The sequence below is a fragment of the Bifidobacterium eulemuris genome (genome assembly GCF_014898155.1).
Lineage (GTDB): Bacteria > Actinomycetota > Actinomycetes > Actinomycetales > Bifidobacteriaceae > Bifidobacterium > Bifidobacterium eulemuris.
On the sequence record NZ_CP062938.1, the window covers coordinates 2,328,419 to 2,347,650 of the forward strand.

General features: G+C 48.1%; 17 protein-coding genes. 12 read left to right on the forward strand and 5 right to left on the reverse strand.

Annotated elements, in window-relative coordinates; all coding sequences use genetic code 11:
• Window position 1: 1 nt before the first annotated feature.
• The 3 genes from BE0216_RS09655 to BE0216_RS09665 are packed head-to-tail and all read right to left on the reverse strand — an operon-like array spanning window position 2 to window position 3,154.
• The gene (locus tag BE0216_RS09655; protein WP_094636483.1) at window positions 2-1,363 is read right to left on the reverse strand and encodes a glycosyltransferase; all 1,362 of its coding nucleotides are present in this window, start codon (window positions 1,361-1,363) and stop codon (window positions 2-4) included.
• Window positions 1,363-1,977 carry a serine acetyltransferase gene (locus BE0216_RS09660; RefSeq protein WP_094636484.1) on the reverse strand — a complete coding sequence of 205 codons (615 nt, stop codon included), beginning with the start codon at window positions 1,975-1,977 and terminating at the stop codon, window positions 1,363-1,365. Before BE0216_RS09660 ends, BE0216_RS09655 begins: the two co-directional genes overlap by 1 nt.
• Window positions 1,964-3,154 (reverse strand): glycosyltransferase family 4 protein, encoded by a 1,191-nt coding sequence (locus BE0216_RS09665; protein ID WP_094636485.1) that lies wholly within the window; start codon window positions 3,152-3,154, stop codon window positions 1,964-1,966. Before BE0216_RS09665 ends, BE0216_RS09660 begins: the two co-directional genes overlap by 14 nt.
• 352 nt (window positions 3,155-3,506) lie before the next feature.
• Between BE0216_RS09665 and pssD the strand changes: the two genes are divergently transcribed.
• From pssD to BE0216_RS09725, 12 genes are all read left to right on the forward strand, one after another.
• Window positions 3,507-3,962 (forward strand): PssD/Cps14F family polysaccharide biosynthesis glycosyltransferase, encoded by a 456-nt coding sequence (gene pssD, locus BE0216_RS09670; protein ID WP_094636486.1) that lies wholly within the window; start codon window positions 3,507-3,509, stop codon window positions 3,960-3,962.
• Window positions 3,963-3,971: 9 nt separating this feature from the next.
• A complete protein-coding gene (gene pssE, locus BE0216_RS09675; protein ID WP_094636487.1) occupies window positions 3,972-4,466 on the forward strand; it encodes a PssE/Cps14G family polysaccharide biosynthesis glycosyltransferase in 495 nt (164 codons plus the stop codon).
• A gap of 2 nt (window positions 4,467-4,468) precedes the next feature.
• Entirely contained in the window at window positions 4,469-5,554 is a 1,086-nt protein-coding gene (locus tag BE0216_RS09680) for a glycosyltransferase family 4 protein (RefSeq protein ID WP_094636488.1), read from the forward strand.
• Window positions 5,555-5,666: 112 nt separating this feature from the next.
• A complete protein-coding gene (locus tag BE0216_RS09685) occupies window positions 5,667-6,683 on the forward strand; it encodes a glycosyltransferase family 2 protein (RefSeq protein ID WP_094636489.1) in 1,017 nt (338 codons plus the stop codon).
• 175 nt (window positions 6,684-6,858) lie between these two features.
• On the forward strand, window positions 6,859-7,935 hold the full coding sequence (locus tag BE0216_RS09690) for a hypothetical protein (RefSeq protein WP_143249281.1): 1,077 nt from the start codon (window positions 6,859-6,861) through the stop codon (window positions 7,933-7,935).
• A gap of 3 nt (window positions 7,936-7,938) precedes the next feature.
• Window positions 7,939-8,817 (forward strand): beta-1,6-N-acetylglucosaminyltransferase, encoded by an 879-nt coding sequence (locus BE0216_RS09695; RefSeq protein WP_094636491.1) that lies wholly within the window; start codon window positions 7,939-7,941, stop codon window positions 8,815-8,817.
• 64 nt (window positions 8,818-8,881) lie between these two features.
• Window positions 8,882-9,970 (forward strand): polysaccharide pyruvyl transferase family protein, encoded by a 1,089-nt coding sequence (locus BE0216_RS09700; protein WP_158217188.1) that lies wholly within the window; start codon window positions 8,882-8,884, stop codon window positions 9,968-9,970.
• Between the two features lie 207 nt (window positions 9,971-10,177).
• Complete coding sequence (locus BE0216_RS09705) at window positions 10,178-11,716, forward strand: lipopolysaccharide biosynthesis protein (protein WP_094636493.1); 1,539 nt, start codon at window positions 10,178-10,180, stop codon at window positions 11,714-11,716.
• A complete protein-coding gene (locus BE0216_RS09710; protein WP_094636494.1) occupies window positions 11,713-12,657 on the forward strand; it encodes a glycosyltransferase family A protein in 945 nt (314 codons plus the stop codon). Before BE0216_RS09705 ends, BE0216_RS09710 begins: the two co-directional genes overlap by 4 nt.
• 129 nt (window positions 12,658-12,786) lie before the next feature.
• Window positions 12,787-14,541 carry a thiamine pyrophosphate-binding protein gene (locus BE0216_RS09715; protein WP_211279915.1) on the forward strand — a complete coding sequence of 585 codons (1,755 nt, stop codon included), beginning with the start codon at window positions 12,787-12,789 and terminating at the stop codon, window positions 14,539-14,541.
• A 36-nt stretch (window positions 14,542-14,577) separates the two neighbouring features.
• A complete protein-coding gene (locus BE0216_RS09720; RefSeq protein ID WP_094636495.1) occupies window positions 14,578-15,633 on the forward strand; it encodes an NAD-dependent epimerase/dehydratase family protein in 1,056 nt (351 codons plus the stop codon).
• A 34-nt stretch (window positions 15,634-15,667) separates the two neighbouring features.
• Window positions 15,668-16,609, forward strand: a complete 942-nt coding sequence (locus tag BE0216_RS09725; RefSeq protein ID WP_094636496.1) for a capsular polysaccharide synthesis protein — start codon at window positions 15,668-15,670, stop codon at window positions 16,607-16,609.
• A gap of 267 nt (window positions 16,610-16,876) precedes the next feature.
• On the opposite strand, the gene BE0216_RS12100 is transcribed toward BE0216_RS09725, so the two are convergent.
• Both BE0216_RS12100 and BE0216_RS09735 read right to left on the reverse strand, forming a co-directional pair.
• Window positions 16,877-17,698 (reverse strand): hypothetical protein, encoded by an 822-nt coding sequence (locus tag BE0216_RS12100; RefSeq protein ID WP_143249282.1) that lies wholly within the window; start codon window positions 17,696-17,698, stop codon window positions 16,877-16,879.
• A 113-nt stretch (window positions 17,699-17,811) separates the two neighbouring features.
• The gene (locus BE0216_RS09735; protein ID WP_094636497.1) at window positions 17,812-19,221 is read right to left on the reverse strand and encodes a hypothetical protein; all 1,410 of its coding nucleotides are present in this window, start codon (window positions 19,219-19,221) and stop codon (window positions 17,812-17,814) included.
• Window positions 19,222-19,232 lie beyond the last annotated feature (11 nt).

The following is a 19,232-nucleotide window of genomic DNA, read 5'->3' on the forward strand; positions in this document are numbered from 1 at the left end:
TTCATTCGCTTTCTCTCACTAAAACGCTTTGGTACCTTTTTTCTAACGAACTGACGTACCCGTCTTGCTTGCACCGCCGATTTATATACGCTGCACTTCGTTGTTGCATCTGGGCATAATTGTCTTTCTTGATATTCACAGCCGAGAGAAGAGCATTTGCAAGGCTTACTATATTTTGAGGCAGGAAACCCAAACCGTTTTCTCCTTCTTTAATGAGTTCGGTGAGGCCCCCGATGTTTGCGCCGATTACTGGTGTTTGAGCTGCCAACGATTCAAGGCCGGAATAAGGCATATTCTCGCGCCATTCGGAACAAAGTACGGAGAATCGGGCGTTGCCGACCTCTCGTTGGAGGTCCTTGCCGGTTTTGTAACCCAGGAGTTTGATACGAGATTGGGCTTCGGCTCCAGCGGAGTTGATCATCCGTTCGACGGCTTGGCGTTCAGGGCCGTCGCCGACGATGTGCAGATTCCAGTTGGAAGGGAGCACGGGATGAGATCCTTCGACTTCGCTTTGCTCCGCTCGGGGTGACGAAGACGCGGAGCGCAATCCTGCGGCTTTGAGGAAGGCCTGCACGAGCGTAAGGATGCCTTTTTCCTTGCTTAAACGACCGAAGAACAGGAAGTAGGGGTGTTGTCCGGCAGCCTCGTCCTCAAATTTGTGAGTATTGACCACCTTCTGAGCCATTTCCATCTGACTGGTGGTCAGGAAGTTCTGCATGGCAACAACGCGACCGGCATACCCGCCTTCCTCGAGTTTGCGTTTCATGAACTCGGAGGGAGCGATGATCAAATCGATCTTGTCGTAACTCTTATGCCATTTAAGGAATTCGGCCTCCATCATGGCCAGAGCGCTTTTCGCCTTGGAGCCTTTGACGCAGGTATTATCCAATGCGTGCTTGAACCGACGATTCAGGCACAGGTCGCACACTTTGCCATGCCCGTTCACCATCGTGTAGGCGGGGCAGAGCAGGATGTAATCGTGCGCGGTGTAGACCACAGGCACGTGGTGTCGTTTCAGATATGGGGCATCCAGAATCGACAAAGTCAGCTGACGGTGTACGTTGTTCAGATGAATCACGTCCGGTTTGAATTCTTCCAACAGTGCTTCAAACTTCCGTTTGGCCTCAAAGGAATAAATAAGTGTCGCGGCTTCCTTAGCCTGTCGGAACGCAGAAATCTTGCCCACGTAATCTTTTTCAGAAACAAAGTACTTGCTCCAATAGCTATCCTCATTGTTCGGATGCTGCATGGAGAAGAACGCGACTTCATGACCAAGCGCCCGCAATCCTTCGGCCAAATCGAAGAAATAGGTCTCGGCTCCACCTTTACGGTAAAAGTATTTGTTGACCAACAGGATTTTCATCAGACACTCATCCCGTTAGAGAGAAAATCTACCGTTACCGAAAAATCCTCATCTGGTTCCAGATTAGGAACGAGATTGTGGCAATACATATCGGTTGCGTTGTCCCGGTGGATGATTCGCGCTGGATTGCCAATAACCACACTATGGTCTGGGACATCAAAATTGACATAGGCGTTAGGCGATATAAGAACGTCGTTGCCGACGCGCACGTTACCGACAATCACCGCGTTGGAACCAATCCATACGCGATTACCTATCTGAGGGGCTCCAACACGTTTCCCTCTATTCTCCTGACCTATGACAGCACCCGGGTTAATGTTGACATTGCTGCCGAGCCTAGCCTTGCCATTGACGAGCACAACGCCACGATGTCCAAGATATAAACCAGCGCCAATAGTGGCATCAAATCCTATCTGTATTCCTGTTTTCTTTGAAAACTGGAATAGACGCCAACGACGCCAGTAATACAACACTCCTCGAGATGCTTTCGCCTTCCTGAATAACTCCATATAACGAAAACCTTGCTCGGCATAACGTGTCTTTGCATGAGCCACAAAAGAAACATCTGTTGAATAACGGTGAAAATCAGCAGAAACCAGCTCACACATATTCATATGCTCTCCATCCGCTCTCGCAAACCTGCAGGAAAGGCGCATTCGTTTTCCCTTCGTAGAGATCAAGGGTTTGACCAGTGACCTTATCCCATTCATATTTGTCGGTGATGTAGTCTGAGGCTTCGTTCTTGAGCTCGTTTATGCGGGTAGAATCCGCAAGCAGGACACCCAACCGGTCTCGCAAGTCATCGACATCGCTGTGATGGAACGTAACCGCATGGTCACCCACTACTTCGGCGCATTCGGGGATGTCCGAGGTGAGGCATGCGTTGCCGTAGCTCATGGCCTCCAGCAGACTCATCGGCATGCCTTCGAGATCGCTGGGCAATACATAGAGGTACGCATTGCTGTACAGCTCTTCCAAGGTTCGACCTTCGACGAAGCCGGTGAGAATAATACGCGGGTCTTCTGCAACGGCGGCTTTGATCTGCTCGTAGTAGTCAGCAGAGTCCGAAGACCCTCCGGCGATGACCAGCTTCTTGTCGGTGTCGAGTCGTTTGAAGGCCTCGATCAGATAGTGCACGCCTTTTTCCGGAACGATGCGGCCTAGGAACAGCACGTAGTCGTCTTTGCCCAAGTCATAGCGTTCGGAGATCTCCTTAGCCGGCACCGGCTGATGACGCTCGATTCCGTTAGGAATGAACCGCACATCACGACCATACGTATCCTTGAAATACCGCTGCACGTTGCGGCTCAGCACGATGATCTCGTTCGCGTACTTCGCGGCGATCCGCTCTCCCAACTTCAGGTACGCGGATGCGAACCTGCCCCACTTGGCGCGTTGCCAGTCAAGACCATGAATTGTGGCCACGGTGCGGATGCCCGCCCAATGAGCCAATCGCAACGGCACGCAAGGACCTTCGGCGTGATAGTGAATCACGTCAGGGCGGGCTTTGATCGCTTTCAGGGTGGCAAAGAACGATGAGGTCAGCGCGGCCAGCCCCCTGACATCAATGGTGGTGACAGGTATGACCTTCACTCCTTTATATACATAAGGCGTGTCATCCCGATTGGCTGAATTGTCGTATTGGGCGCCGGCAACATTGTGCCCCCTACGGTTGTATACGACTACTTGTTCGCCTCGCGCGGCCATGCGAGTAGACAACTCCTCCGCCACGACTTCGATGCCGCCTTCGCGGGAAGGGATGCGCTTGTGACCAATAAACGCAATCTTCATCAGCGTTCCATAGAAGACATGCCGAACGGTATTACGAATACATAGCGGCCGTTATCGGACGAGGGGAATCACCTGGGATGTGATGAAACACCAGGAATAACGCCAATTCGTTAAATTGGCTGCGGTTGCCGTGCGGCATGTGAAGACTTTTGAATCATCGACGAGGGTATGTCGACAACGTACCCCCCTAATGACTATAGTTACCTGTAGTTTATTGGAAAGACTGGGATTGCATGGCCAAGGAAGGGTGAGTTGTGGACAGCTTGATATTGACCGATAACGGCCGTTATGTCGGATTTTTTTCTCCTCTGCCTATTTCTCGTTTCTTATACGTAAACGGATGGAGCGCCAGATGAAGATATGTTTTGTTTCCTCATCTGGGGGACATTGGGAAGAATTATGCTGTTTAAGTGGGATTGCAAAGAAAAATGATGCCTTCTTTGTCACTGAGACATGTGAACAAGCAATAGATAGCCAAACTCGTAGAATTTACACCGTTCCACAGATTAATCGGCATGAGAAAGGGTTCATTAAACATTTCTTTCAACTAGTTGCAACTGCATATAAAATGCTCACGCAAGAGTGTCCAGATGTTATCATTTCGACAGGTGCCTTGGTTGCGTTTCCATTCTGTCTCATTGGAAAGCTATGCGGATGCAAAATTATTTACATTGAATCTTTTGCGCGCGTGAAAGATAAATCACTGACAGGGAAACTTGTGTACCCATTTGCTGATCTTTTCCTAGTGCAATGGCGTGAACTTCTTCCTATATATCCCAAATCTGTATACGTTGGACCGATTTTCTAGGGAGTATGGGTGATTTTCGTTTCTGTTGGAACTCAAAAATTCCAGTTCAACCGTCTCATTCAGTCCATTGATGACTTTGTCCGTGATGGAAAAATACAGGACGAGGTTGTTATGCAGACAGGATATAGCAGTTATCTCCCTCGATTAATAGAATCCCACAAATTTTTTTCTCCAGAAAAGTTCGATACGTATATCGACGACTGTGATGTTCTTGTCACGCATGGCGGTGTTGGGACTATCGTCAAAGGACTTAAAGCCAACAAACCAGTTGTCGTCGTTCCTCGTTTAGAACAATTCCGAGAGCATGTCGACAATCATCAAATTGAAATCGCTGATGCCTTTGCCGCAAAGAATTACATACTGAAGTGCATAGATGTCAATAGTCTGCCGTCGTTGCTCTACGTAGCTGAAACACATTCCTTCGAACGATATGTTTCTCAACAGGGCAAAGCTATTGATGTAATTGAAAAATTCTTAACATCCTCTAATCAGAAGGAACGATAGTCATGCGGGTTCTTATGGTAGGGGTCGATGAGAATACTGTCGGTGGCATGCTGACTGTTGTGCAGAATTATCAAAAGGCGTCAGACTTTTGTGACTCGACTCATCTGGAATATATTGCCACTGCAACGAGAGCTGGCGCATGGGGGAAAATCAAGAAGATGCTGCTCGGTTTCGCGCGCATTGCCTTCACCATCCGCAAGCACGATATCGATATCGTACACGTGCATATGTCAGAGCGAGGCAGTGTGTTCCGTGAAGGGTTCGTTGTACTTCTTGCCAACACTCTTGGTTCAAAAACTATTATTCACATGCACGGTGCGGAAATCGAGACATGGTACAAAAACCAGTGGCCTTTAGTACGAAAACTGATCCGCTATATCTTCTGTTCCGCCGATCGTATGCTAATTCTCGGCACAAAATGGAGACCCTTCATCAGCGAGGTTATGCAAGGACAAACGCAGAAGATAAAGGTCCTTCGCAATGCCGTACATGTCGAGTCATCGAATATGGCATGTGCATCCGCAACGGACATACTGTTCTATGGTGCACTAATCAAACGAAAAGGTGTGGACGACTTGTTACAAGCATTCGCCGCCATCAAAGATGAGATTCCAACTATGAATCTTCGTTTATACGGAGACGACCAGGATTATCGTCCGATTGAGAAAATCTCTGAATTCGGCTTGGAAGGACGTGCCTCATATGGAGGATGGGTCACTCCGGACAATCGTGAACAAGTGTTTGCCAATACACTAGTGAACGTATTGCCTTCATACAATGAGGGTTTGCCCATGACAATCCTTGAAAGTATGGGCTATGGGATTCCCAATATCTCCACTAACATCGCGGCGATTCCCGAAGCTGTGGACGATGGCGTAAATGGTTTCCTTGTCCGACCAGGTGATGTAGAAGCTTTGAAACAAAGGTTGCTTAAGCTATGCACGGACAAAGAACTTTGGCAACAATTCAGCAACAATGCTCATACGAAGGCCTATGATTTTTTTTCTTTGGATTCGCATATTAAACGTCTGCTGTCCATCTATGACGAGTTGCTTGCTGATCATTCCCATGACGAAAAGGGCTTCTAATGAACTATCCCTTAACAGCGCATACACCGCATATGGCACTCAGTCCTCTCATGTGTTCGTCCTTTGATTCTTGCCCATATCTTGTCGAAGAAACCTGTCCAAAGGCGACGTTATGACAAAGCCTCTTGTATCTTTGATTATTCCTGCTTTTAATGCAGCGAAATATTTACGTTCATGCATCACGAGTCTTACTGCACAAACTTACGATAATATCGAAATTATCATTGTTGATGACGGCTCGAGCGATAATACGTTGGCCTTATCTTATGAAATGGCTTCAATTGATCATCGCATACATGTTATTCATCAAGAAAATGCAGGTGTCTCAATTGCTAGAAATATCGGTATAGATCATGCCTCTGGTAAATATCTACAGTTCGTTGATGCAGATGACGAACTCATCGGCGATGCTTTAGAATTAGAAATTCAAGCATTGCAAAAAAAACCAGCTGATGTTCTTCACTTCGATTTTCAGCCATTTAACAGTTATGGTCCGCTACCTAGAACAAAAGAAGTCCTTGCATCGTTTCCTATAGATGATTTCTCTGGTTCCGAACGCGCCATGGAACATGTTCATCGAGGGGCTATCGGCAATTACGTATGGGCATTTCTTCTTAAGACATCAATCTTGAAGGAGAAAGGTCTGCGATTCAGGCCAAACCTCATATTCGGAGAAGATGCATTATTTGTCAATGAATTGCTTGCATCAATTGATTCTGTCGCATATCTCAACCGGCAGATATATCGATATCGGGAGGAGGATGGGGTTTCCTCAATGAGAAAACTCCAGTTTTCTCTTGATGATGAATATGTTGTCCAGCAACTTGATGTTTTATACGAATCTCTACCAAAGATTCCAACTTATTCAATTTATCGAACCAAATTACTTATCGATGCCTATTGTGTGTTGCCAGATAAAAAAACAGATCCCAATACTAAAAAAACTGCCCGAAGGCTATCTAAGCAATTACGCCAAGCCACGAAATATAATCTTTTTCAACAATTGCCTCAAAAATATGCTTTGAAACTGTTTCTTATTGACATAGGTTTATATGATTTAGGTATCTTTTTTTCTCGTAGCACTCGCCTAATGAAATGCTGTAATAAAGATGAATTCAACAACAAATAAGTTTTTTCCCAAAAAAGTCGCGAAACGAGGCTTTCTAGTCGAGTTTGACATAACACGACAGTTAACTTGTTTCTTCTTCTGTGCCACATACATACTGCTAAGCATGACAGATGGTCTTCTGATAGCGCAAGGAGTTAGTTCGGACAATTTATTGGTGAGAATGAAATATTTCACCATGTTGACCACTATTGGATTCTCGATAATACATATGTTCTTTTATCGACATCACAATTATTTCTGGAAAGAGACGAAGCAGATTATTCTGCTCATAATAGGAATCACGTTTGTTTCATGCCTTCAAATTCTTCAGACAGGACAGTTTACCTCCCTCACTGTTGATAATCTTCTCAAGATTTTATTACCAGCCATAATGGCTTATGGGGTGTTGAATACGCTTTCTTTTAAAGAGCTTCAAAATTGCATGGTAATAATATTCATTTCTTCAGTGATTGGCTATCTATGCGAACTTGGCTTCAAACATGTTTCAATCGATATGATTGTCAACGCTGATTATGCAAATTCTTCATCGCCATTTGAGTCTAGTTACTTTGCTGGAATGTCGATTACTTTATGTTTTTTCTATTGTTATTACAGAAAGAACCGTCTTCTGACAATATTAAGTGTCCTCTATGTTATAGCTACTTTTAAACGATTGGCAATCATTTTCGCAATTCTTTTTTTCATTTTACCCTTTTTTCTGAATCTGGATAAAAAGCTTCCAACTTGGAATCGTCAAGTATTGAAACTATTTTTCTTACTTGTCACCTATATATACTACTGGCTGTTACTTCCTCAAACGGAAGAAATCTTTTTTAATATTTTTCATGACACTCAACAGCATTTCACCATGGGACGCAATGTTTTTTTGGATACGCTAATCAATTCTGATTATAGAGCATTTGGATATGGCTCAACCGATATCGTACTCGGTTTCAGTTTAGAGATGGACTTAATACAAATTGCTCTTGAAATGGGTCCGATAATCTTATTTCTTTTTATAAACAGTTTTTGGAACTTAACAGCAGATAACATCTATATCACATTTATTATCCTATTTGAATTTGCTAATTTTTTAACCTCTCATTCTTTAAACAGTAATTACAAATGGGGCTTAACATTCATTGTTATTGGAATGATTGTTTATATGTCGAAAGAGCGAGATAACTTCTTTGAAAAATCTGCAGGCAAACAAAATATCTACACTCATAGCCACTTGTATAGCAGCCTAAATGCTTTACATAAAAAAGGATGAGATATGAAACATGCTTTTTTGATTATGGCTCACAACAACTGGAATCAACTAAAGACGCTTATATCTCTTCTTGATGACGAACGTTGTTCTATTTTCTTACATGTGGATAATGGATCGAAAAGTTTTAATCAACAAATGTTTGAAGGATTGACCGAACATGCGTCTTTGAGGTTTCTTCCTCGCATGAACATCTCGTGGGGTGGAGATAGACAGATTTTTTGCGAGATGCTTTTACTAAAAGAATCTCGCAAGAGCAATTGTGATTATTATCATCTATTGTCTGGCATGGATTTACCATTGCATAAGATAGATTATATTGATCGTTTCTTTGAAGAGCATAACGGAAAAGAATTTGTTCATTTTACGGAGATAGGTGATTCTATAAGCACTAGTACACGTGATAGAATCGCGATCTGGCACCCTTTCCAAAATCAACTCGGAAGGCACTGCAGTTATGTCGATTTCGCTCTAAGTAATATTCAAAAGAGTATACACGTCGATAGGCTTCAGTCATGCACAAAAACACTTGGTAAAGGCGCGCAGTGGTTCAGTATTACTCGAAATTTTGTAGACTATGTAATCACAAATTGGTCATACTATCAAAAAATGTTTACCAATTCATATTGTGCAGATGAAATGTTCTTACAGACTATGCTTCTGAATTCTCCGCTCCGAAAAAATATTTTTCGTCCAGAACCAGACGATGACTATGCATCAATTATGCGTATTATCGATTGGGAGAGAGGAAATCCTTATGTCTTCAGAGCTTGTGACTTAGAGACATTACGCAATTCTGCTATGCTTTTTGCGAGAAAATTTGATGAAAGAATTGACAACAACGTAATTATGAAAATCGCAAAAGAAATCAGATCGTCTAATTAGATTTTCAAATTGAGATGTTGTGCACATTTCAATATATCTTACTGAAAGGCTTACGGTAATCATCGTGCACGAGAAAATTGCAATACTAACTATCAACGATATCGACAACTATGGTAACAGACTACAGAACTATGCTCTTGTGCAGTTACTGGGTGGGAAGGATACATGCACAACGATTCATTTAGATATATACCGATATAGTATCTTTAAATACTATATTCGTCCTTTTTCTACAGTCCTCAGGATGATTAAGGCGAGTATTTCACAAAATCATAAACTCTATTGGAAACGCATCAGCAAGGCAAAGCAGTTTACAACCAGATATGCTTCTAACAACATCTTTTCTTTGACTGCTTATAAAGGTCTAAAGGTTCGAGGCAATAATCAACTGAAGACGGTAGTTATAGGCTCTGATCAGGTATGGAATTATGAATGGCTTTCCAAAGAAGACTTATCCCTTCGTCTAGGATCTTTTGCTTCTTCTGATGTGCCTACCATCAGTTATGCCGCCAGTATAGGTGTATCTAGGATTGACGGTAGCGTGGGTCCTGTATTTCGGGAATATCTCCCTCGCTTAAAAGCGATTTCAGTTCGCGAGGATCGCGCTCGAGAATTGATTAAAGAAGTTGCAGACTTGAATGCGGCTGTTGTGCTAGATCCTACACTCATGATTACCTCAAAAGAGTGGCTTAAGATTACAGAAAACTTTGTCTCAGGTGATGACCGATACGTGCTCACCTACTTTATAGGGAAACCAAGTGCGGCGCAGGAGCGCACTATTCAGGAATACGCGACTGCTCATAACTGCAGGGTGCGCCGCATGCTTGATTTGCGTGATCCGGAGACATATGTGTCAGGCCCGCAGGATTTTGTTGAGCTCTTCTCCAAGTCGGAGTATGTGTTCACTGATTCCTATCACGCTTGCTGTTTCTCGATTCTGTTCCATAAGCAATTTACTGTATTCAATCGAGATGGCATGAAGGGTAGTATGAACTCGCGCATGGAGACCTTGTTTCGTCTATTCGATCTCAACGCTGTCGTGATGGACGACGGTCTCGCCCCCGTGATCGACTACGACAAGGTCGACCGGCTGCTCGAACGTCACCGTGCTGAGTCGCAAGCCTGGCTCGATAAAGCTATGGAAATTGAATGATGGCGACTGACAATATCGGGCTAGCCGTTGTCTCAGTAGAAAGGCCTAATCCATGAAGAAACCTTCTCCGGTCTGACGCATGTGTCTTTACAATCTATCGGCCATATCTTGGCATATTCCGATGCTGTGTCGCAAAACCTGTCAGATTTGAATATGTTTTGCTAATTAATTCAAACTATTATGAGCTTTTCTGGAAGACAATCATTCATGAAACAAAAAAACCGTACGCAATATGCCTTGAAAAATTTTTTCTGGGCAACAATCGGCAATTTGTCGAACTCGTTGATTAGTTTTATATCCAGAACAGTTTTTATCTATACGCTTGGCGCGTCATATCTTGGCATCAATGGACTGTTCACCAATATTCTTGGGATGTTGTCACTCACAGAGCTGGGAGTCGGCGCAGCGATTAGTTTCAGCTTGTACAAGCCGTTGGCAGAGAGTGACATAAGAAAGATTCAAGCATTAATCAACTTCTACCGTATTGCTTATAGAATCATCGCGTTGATCGTTGCCGTCCTCGGTGTTTCACTGATACCATTTCTTGGATACGTAGTGAATGGAGTTGACGAAATTGAAAATATCGAACTGATTTACTGTATCTTTCTCTTTGATTCCATAACTTCCTATCTCATTAGTTATAAAACCACGATACTAAATGCTGATCAGAGAAACTATCTAGTCACGAACATTAATCTCGTAATAAAACTATCAATCACAATCATACAAATCATCTATTTATTGATTTATCGAAATTTTATCGGCTATCTAATCATCAATGCTGTTCTACAGTTGGTGGGAAAGCTATATTTGAACTGGTTCACAAATCGACAATATCCATATCTTCGCAAAAAAAATAGTTCGAAACTATCAAAAGAAGAACGTTCAATCATTTTCACCAAGATCAAAGCATTAATATTTCATAAAATTGGAGGAGTATCTGTCTATCAAACATCAAATATTATCACTTCCATATTTATAAGCACAAAAGTTGTAGGATTAGTCTCAAATTTCACGATGATAATCAATCTCGTGAACACATTCATTGCATCGTTTTTCAACAGCGCTACTGCAGGCTTTGGCAATCTAATAGCGACGGAATCAAGAGAAAAACAAATGGAAATCACAAAGAGATATGATTTCCTCTGTTTTTGCTTCTTCGGCTGGAGCTCTATTTGTCTATTCGTCCTAATGAAACCATTCATAATCATATGGTTAGGGCCCAACATGCTGATCGATGATGCCACAATCGCTTTGCTGTGTCTCAACTATTATTTTACAGGCATGCGTGTAGGCCTCACCAACGTGAAAGATGCCGCTGGAATATTTGAACCGGACAAGTGGGTCCCCGTATGCCAAGCGATACTGAACATAACCATAGGGGTTATAGCGGCATATTTCTTGGGCTTGCCCGGAGTGTATTTAGGCATAGTTGTCAGCGGTCTGGTGGCAAGCATATCAAGACCCTACATCGTATACAAATACATGTTCCACCGGAGCTGTATGCCATATTTGGCCGAGTATGGATGTCATCTAGTGGAGGTGGTCCTTTGCGCAGCCATCCTTTCAATCGTTTCACACAACATCCCATTTGGTAACGCATACATTCAGTTCGGAACGATGCTTCCGATTACCACGCTTCTGCCCATTGCGCTGTTGTACATGAGATATAGAAAAACTGAAGAGATGCGATATTGCATACAGATGACATCAAACATCATCAAAAGATTAAGGAGACAGAAATGACCAAAGCAATATCTCTCATAGTCCCTTGCTACAACGGAGAAGAATATATTTCAAGGTTTCTTGATTCGCTTTTGGCTCAGACCTATCCCGATATCAAACTTATTTTCGTCAATGACGGATCCACAGACGGAACTAAAGAGATATTGGACTCGTATCAACCATTATTCAAAAAAAGGGGATACCAAATTCTCTATCTTTCCCAGCCCAATAAAGGTCAAGCTGCCGCTATCAATCTGGGACTGCAAAAGCTCACCACACCTTATGTCATGTGGATGGATGCGGACGATATTCTCATGCCGGATGCGGTAGCTGAGAAAATCAACTTTCTGGAGAGACACCCGGATTGCGGCTTCGCAGTCTGCCAAGGCTTGATTGTTAACGACAAAGATCCCACAACCACCTGCTCCACCCAACAACGTGTTGAGCCGTCCACATCCGACGATCCTTTCTTTTCGGATTTAATATATGAAAGGAACTGCGTCTTCACCCCCGCAGCCTATATCGCCAGGACTGATATATTACACAAAGCCATTCCCACCATGCACATATACGAATATCGTGAAGGGCAGAATTGGCAGCTCTTGCTTCCTATCAGCTTTATATCAAAATGCGGATATATTCAAAAGCCACTATACAAATACGTTGTACGTGAGAACAGCCATTCACACATGCCTCGAACTTACGATGATCTCATTTCCAGGCAAGAAGGACTCTTCACGGCGCTGGAACAGACGATCACCTCCATCCCACAAATGGACGACAAAGACAAAAGCGCATGGATAAAAATGGCTCGCTTAAAATGTATGCGCACTAAATGCAATTATGCATTAAGAAATTTTCAGCCCGTCGATTTTCTTATTTACGGTATTAAAACTTTCGTATTAGAGATAAGTCGTCCTCCTGAGCAACAACTACCCAATCATGCGTGCGACATCTATTAATTACACAACTGCATATGTTCAGATATCGCCAACAGCTTCCAGCACATATTCATTAAAGAATGGGAATTCCTTCCCCGCTCCGACACTACCAGAATCCCCACACCAATCGAATGACAAGGAAAGGAAACGATGATGACGACATCCGCCGGATACACAGATGAAGTGAACGTGCAGATCCTCGTGGCGCTCATGAAGCACCACGGAGTGCGAAGGGTCGTGGCGAGCCCAGGAGCAACGAACATCACGTTCGTCGCCTGCCTGCAGCGCGATCCGTATTTCACGGTCTTCTCTTCCGTGGACGAACGCTCCGCGGCCTACATGGCATGCGGCATGGCCGCGGAAACGGGCGAGCCCGTCGCGTTGACCTGCACCGGCGCGACCGCGTCGCGCAACTACATGCCGGGACTGACCGAAGCGTACTATCGCAAGCTGCCCGTGCTGGCCGTGACCAGCTCCCAGCACCTCGGCCGCGCGGGCAATATGTCCCCGCAGATGCTCGACCGCACCAACGAGCCGAACGACGTCTGCAGGGCCAGCGTGCAATGCCCGTCCGTGCACAGCAACGACGACCGCTGGCTGTGCGAGGCCAACCTGAACCGCGCCTTGCTTGAGCTCACCCGCAACGGCGGCGGGCCCGTGCACGTCAACCTCGTGACCACCTACAGCGACAACTTCGACGTCGCCCAACTGCCCGCGGTCCACTACGTCGACCGCGTCGAACGGGGCGACGACCTTCCGTCATTGAAAGGCAAGCGCATAGCCGTGTACGTGGGGGCCCACACGGTTTGGAGCGAGCGGCTCGCCAAGGCGGTCGACGATTTCTGCCGCGAATACGGGGCCGTGGTGATCGGCGACCGCACCTCGAACTACACCGGCGAATACTGGGTCGAATCCGTTTTGCTGCTCAATCAGACCAATTACATGCCCGGCTGCCGGATGGTGGACGTCATGATCCACCTCGGAGAGATCTCCGGAGCGTACGCGAGTCCGAACGCCAGGGAGGTCTGGCGGGTCAGCCCGGACGGCGAACCACGCGACGCGTTCAACAAACTGCGATACATCTTCGACATGAGGGAAACCGAGTTCTTCGAAGCCTACGCATCGCAAACCGACGGCCCGGCAACCCCCGCGAACCGTCTGCTCGACGAGTGGCGGTCCGAGGATGCGAAGCTCAGGTCGAAGATCCCCACCCTGCCGTTCTCCAACATCTGGTGCGCGCAACAAACCGCGTCGAAGCTGCCGGCCGGATCCGTGTTGCATCTGGCGATCCTGAACTCGCTGCGCAGCTGGAACTTCTTCCCCGTCGATCAATCCATCCGTTGCTATTCGAACACCGGCGGATTCGGCATCGACGGCTGCATGTCCTCCCTCATCGGGGCCTCCCTCGCCGCTCCGGACAAACTGTTCTTCGGTGTGATCGGCGACCTCGCGTGCTTCTACGACCTGAACTCGCTCGGCAACCACCACATCGGCAGGAACGTGCGCATCATGGTCATCAACAACGGCGTCGGCACCGAGTTCAAAAACTACAACCACAAGGCCGCCAGATTCGGCCAGGAGGCCGACGCGTACATGGCCGCGCGGGGCCATTACGGCAACCGCTCCCACGAACTGCTCAAACACTACGCGCAGGACCTCGGATTCGAATACTTGAGCGCGAGCAGCAAAAAGGAATACCACGACAACATCGACCGGTTCACCACCGCGGAGCAGACGGACGAACCCATGCTCTTCGAGGTGTTCACCGACAGTCAGAACGAGAGCGACGCCCTACGTATCATGTCTACGTTGGAGACCAACGCCGCGGGAGCGGTCAAGGAAGCCGTCCGCGGCGTGCTCGGCGACAAGGGCGTCAACACCATCAAGAAAATCCTCGGACGATAGACGACGGAGGAAAGAAGAACGGGAAGGAGAATCTCCATGCGCATACTGATCCTGGGCGGCACCGGAGCGATGGGCGCGCACGTCAGCGAGCTCCTCACACGGATGGGACATCAGGTGACCGTGACCAGCCGCAGGCAACGGGCCTCGAACGACCCGCGCCTTGAGTACCGGACCGGCAACGCGAAGGACGGATCCTTTCTCGACGGTCTGCTCTCGACGCGCTGGGACGCGATCATCGACTTCATGATCTGGTCCACGCCCGAGTTCCGGAACCGGGCCGCCTCGTTCCTCAACGCCACCGGACAATACGTGTTCGTGTCCTCCTACCGCGTGTACGCCGACTCCCCGGTGATCCGCGAGGAATCCCCACGCCTTCTCGACGTGGTCGACGACCCGGACTACCTGGCGACCGACGAATACGCGCTGGCCAAGGCCCGCTGCGAGGACATGCTGTTCCAAAGCGGCACGACCAACTGGACCATCGTCCGCCCCGCCGTCACCTACGACGGCGGCGGGCGATTCCAACTCGCCGTCCACGAATCCGACGCCTGGCTATGGCGCGCGCGACGCCACATACCGGTGCCCCTGCCCGACGAGATCCTGCAGAAACAAGGCACGATGACCTGGGGCGGCGACGTCGCCCGCATGATAGCCCTCCTCATCGGCAACGACCAGGCGATGGGCGAGGCGTTCACCGTCTCGACCTCCGAACATCAGACATGGCGCACGGTGGCCGACATCTACGCGCAAATTGTGCCATTGGTAGTGAAAGACTGCCCGATGGACGAATTCGAACAAGCGCACGGAGCGAAATACCAGATCCGCTACGACAGGATGTACGACCGCGTCATCGACAACAACAAAATCCTCACCACCACCGGCCTGACACAAGAACAACTGACCGACACCCGAACCGGACTGCAGGCGCAACTACGCGCCTACCTGAACGGACACGAGAACGAGCCACACCTCGAAAGCCCCGGCCGACAAGGCCGACTCGACCGACTCATCGGAGGCACCCCCTCACTGAAACATATCACCAAAACAGGAGCCAAACCCACTCTGAAATACTTGATTAGGCGATTCCTCTAATCAACCTGCGACAAAAGAAAGTTGATAATACTTCATGAAGAAATATGTTAATTATTTACATCACTTTGGCCTCACCATTACTTTCTTGCGAGTTTTATCTAAAAAAATACCAGCGTGCGGAAAATGGTACTCAAGGAAAGTTGAGGCTTTTTTAGCGACGCGTATTGCACCGTATGTGCAATACGATAAATCGAATTCAATGGAAGATTCCACGATTTCTTCGGACGCTCCTATATGGATTATGTGGTGGCAGGGACTGGAAGAAGCTCCTGAGATTGTGAAAAAATGCTATCAATCCGTTCTGGACCATGCAGGAAATCGTCCTGTCCACTTATTGTCAGAAAAGAATTTTGCCGATTTCGCTCCAAGGTCTAAAACTTTTTTACGATATGTAGAAACCGGCGAAATTACATTAACACATTTTTCTGATTTTTTACGTTTTGAATTATTGTATTTGCATGGCGGCATTTGGCTTGACGCCACTTTATTCATGTCCAACAGTATCGACTCGATGTTAGAGGGAAAACGACTCTTTTCCATACGTCAAGGAAGTCAAACATTCCGCGGAGGAGTATGGGATTCTCAATGGTCTCTTTTCTGGACGGCATATTGCTGGGGCGGATGTGCAGGCGAACCCTTGTTCAAATGGATTATCGATATGTTTGATGAATATCATCATAGAGTGGACATAATGATTGATTATCTCCTTGTTGACCGAGTCATCAACCTCGCGTATACAACCATAACTGATGCACACAATGCCATTGAAGGCATCCCTGACAACAACGGAGATACGCTGTATATGCAGTCGATGCTGAACAAGCCCGCAGCTGATTTCCTTCCATCTGATTCCACTTCTCTATATAAGTTGTCTTGGAAAGAGAAATACCAGCTAATATCGGACTCCGGCAAACCGACATTATATGCACTCCTAATGAAAGAACCGTCTAATCTGTATCACTCATCTCAGATCTAGTGAAACTGCCGCATCCTGTCGCAGATATAAGGGCCGTGAACGTCATCTCTGAGACGATGTTCACGGCCCTTATATCGTACTAATCCCACATGGTCATAAATGCCTTCTTGGAGATTAGGCGGGGAATTAGAATTGTTAAGCCTCCAAGAAGGATAACGTCTGGATTCCTGCGCGCTTTCGATTCGGTCTTGATGAGGAGAGGTGAGCTACAAGTGCGCATCCTTTTGGACACTACCGACACTTGCCAACAATTTATTGTGACTATAACTATGCGTTACGGGTTTTGCGGAGCGACAGAAGGAGACCGCAGACAACGAGGCTTATGGCCAGAATGGTGATTAGGAGGTATACGATGCCGGTGATGTTGACACCGGTGGTGGGCATTGGTGTTGATAAGTCTTTGGGAGTGGTGGTGTTTTGTGTGGAAGTGGGGTCTGCGGAGGTTGGGGAATCCTGAGGATTCGTGGGCGTCGCGGGATTTGATGGAGTTGGATTTGTGGGAGTGGTCGGCTCCGTCGGAACTGCTGGAGCGGTCGGTTCGGCGGGCTCGATTGGATCTGTGGGGACTGTTGGATTTGACGGCTCTACAGGGTTTGAAGGCTCAGATGGTTCGATGGGGTCAACGGGTTCGGCTGGTTCAGTTGGCTTGGTCGGTTCGGCTGGTTCAGTCGGTGGTGGGGGAGCGGGTTGCTCGGCATCGCCTCCGGGTGTGCATGTGGAATCGGGGAGTGCCGCGGTTGTGGTGCCGAGCTCGGCCACCATGGATAGATCATCGCCGGCGTGTACGGCGATATGGTAGGTGATTCCGCACTCGGGCGTAATCGGCATGCTGAACGACACCGCAGAATTGACGCCGTCGCCGTAAGGGCCCCATATCTCGTCGTTGACCGTGGCCCAGAGATACGGGAAACCGCTTTCCATAAACTCGTCGGGAATCGTGGCGGTGACGGATATCGAGGATTCGTTCACTGACACGGCAAACGTGTCGGTGGGGGAATCGTTCGCCAATGCGGGAACGGTGAATATACAGCATGGGACTGCGGCTATGGCCGCGATTAATGCGTGGGGAAAATGCTGACGAATGTTCATAATGTTTCTTTGCTTTCAGGGGACGCTGCGATGGTTCGTGGAGGCGACGTCGTTGTCGAACCACTTCACTCCATGATATCCAGGAAACCCTCAAGAAGCGAAACGAGCAGGTGCTACCGCAGCCTCTCATCATGTGTGACACCCCACACTAGCAGCGGAATGGCGGCGAAGGCATATCCCTCGAACTGAACATACAGATACGCGACCAGCAACAGCCAGCACACCGTCTGTTTGCTCCACGCATGATGCCGCGCGATATGCCAAAGCACCAGCGCCACAAGTCCGCACAGGCCAACCAGACCGAACTCGGTGAGGAAACTCGTGTAACCGCTCATGGTGAACATCGTGTCCGCGGTTTTCGTGGCATACCAATTCGCAGGACCGGTGGAATTCATACCCCACGCGTTCAGCAATCCCACCGCGCGGCCGGCACCGGCATGCGTGGCCTCGATGATATTGCCCGCGCCATATCCGCAAATCAGCGTCCACGGATGCTCCGGCAGACCGCACAACGGTCCCAGACTCTGACAGATGCGCGCGAAAAACGAGCCGTCGCCCTCCGCGCCATGATCGAGAATTGAACTCAAACGCGAATTGGCGAACACTCCAACCACTGCGAACACGGCCGTTCCGGCCAGCGCGAGCAAACCATGCCGCCTGTGCGAAGCGTCACGCCAGCGAACCTGCGCCACAATCACCACCACCATGGCGACCACCGTGTCCAGAACGATGCGCGTGCCCGCACCCATCAGCATGCTGCCCGCGGCGAACACCACAATCAGATCGCGCAGACGCTTCGCCAACACCGCATCACGCGGGCGGGCCAGCCAGAACAACGGCAGCAAAATGCCGAACAAGTGCATGCCGATATAACTCGGTTCAGCAAACAGGAACTGCGGTCGATTGCCACCCCAGGGCGAATCCGCCGGCAGATAGTCGCGGGCCATCAACTGCGTGAAATAATCCACCACCGTGTCGACTTGCAGACGCAAAGCCACCCATTGCAACACACCCACGGCAAACGCGAACCAATACGCGGCGAGCACCACGCGCACCATGCGCCGCCACGGCAGACCCTTGCAATCGACGGCGATATGAACCGCCGCCAGCGTGGCCACCGCGCCCAACACGCCGGTCAGACTCATCACCACGGCCATACGGTGGAATCCGAACGCCAGCCAACCCGGGATGGAAAGCGCGGCCAATGCCACCGGCAACATCAGAAATGCGGCATAATGGCGGAACGTTTCGCGCAGATACCGCCAATTACACAAGCAATACGCCACGAACAGCCACGGGCTGATCGGAGTCCAAAACGGCTGGTAGAAGCCGACGACCGTGCCGTCGACGGGCAGAAGCGCCAATGCGGCGAAGAACAGGATGTCGCTTCGCGAGGCGGCGGTAGTGGCGGTGGCGTTGGAATGCTGACGGTCGAGGTCATGGCGCGGCATGATGGCACCGTCGGAGGCGGCGGTGACAGTGCTGTCAGCAGTAGTGGCGGTGGCGGAAGGTTGCGTGATCACAAAACTCCTTG

What these genes read in the sequence shown, in the direction of transcription:
- BE0216_RS09655 (WP_094636483.1), bottom strand. Translation starts at nt 1,363, where the DNA reads ATGAAAATCCTGTTGGTCAACAAATACTTTTACCGTAAAGGTGGAGCC.
- BE0216_RS09660 (WP_094636484.1), bottom strand. Translation starts at nt 1,977, where the DNA reads ATGAATATGTGTGAGCTGGTTTCTGCTGATTTTCACCGTTATTCAACA.
- BE0216_RS09665 (WP_094636485.1), bottom strand. Translation starts at nt 3,154, where the DNA reads ATGAAGATTGCGTTTATTGGTCACAAGCGCATCCCTTCCCGCGAAGGC.
- pssD (WP_094636486.1), top strand. Translation starts at nt 3,507, where the DNA reads ATGAAGATATGTTTTGTTTCCTCATCTGGGGGACATTGGGAAGAATTA.
- BE0216_RS09680 (WP_094636488.1), top strand. Translation starts at nt 4,469, where the DNA reads ATGCGGGTTCTTATGGTAGGGGTCGATGAGAATACTGTCGGTGGCATG.
- BE0216_RS09685 (WP_094636489.1), top strand. Translation starts at nt 5,667, where the DNA reads ATGACAAAGCCTCTTGTATCTTTGATTATTCCTGCTTTTAATGCAGCG.
- BE0216_RS09690 (WP_143249281.1), top strand. Translation starts at nt 6,859, where the DNA reads ATGTTGACCACTATTGGATTCTCGATAATACATATGTTCTTTTATCGA.
- BE0216_RS09695 (WP_094636491.1), top strand. Translation starts at nt 7,939, where the DNA reads ATGAAACATGCTTTTTTGATTATGGCTCACAACAACTGGAATCAACTA.
- BE0216_RS09705 (WP_094636493.1), top strand. Translation starts at nt 10,178, where the DNA reads ATGAAACAAAAAAACCGTACGCAATATGCCTTGAAAAATTTTTTCTGG.
- BE0216_RS09710 (WP_094636494.1), top strand. Translation starts at nt 11,713, where the DNA reads ATGACCAAAGCAATATCTCTCATAGTCCCTTGCTACAACGGAGAAGAA.
- BE0216_RS09715 (WP_211279915.1), top strand. Translation starts at nt 12,787, where the DNA reads ATGATGACGACATCCGCCGGATACACAGATGAAGTGAACGTGCAGATC.
- BE0216_RS09720 (WP_094636495.1), top strand. Translation starts at nt 14,578, where the DNA reads ATGCGCATACTGATCCTGGGCGGCACCGGAGCGATGGGCGCGCACGTC.
- BE0216_RS09725 (WP_094636496.1), top strand. Translation starts at nt 15,668, where the DNA reads ATGAAGAAATATGTTAATTATTTACATCACTTTGGCCTCACCATTACT.
- BE0216_RS12100 (WP_143249282.1), bottom strand. Translation starts at nt 17,698, where the DNA reads ATGAACATTCGTCAGCATTTTCCCCACGCATTAATCGCGGCCATAGCC.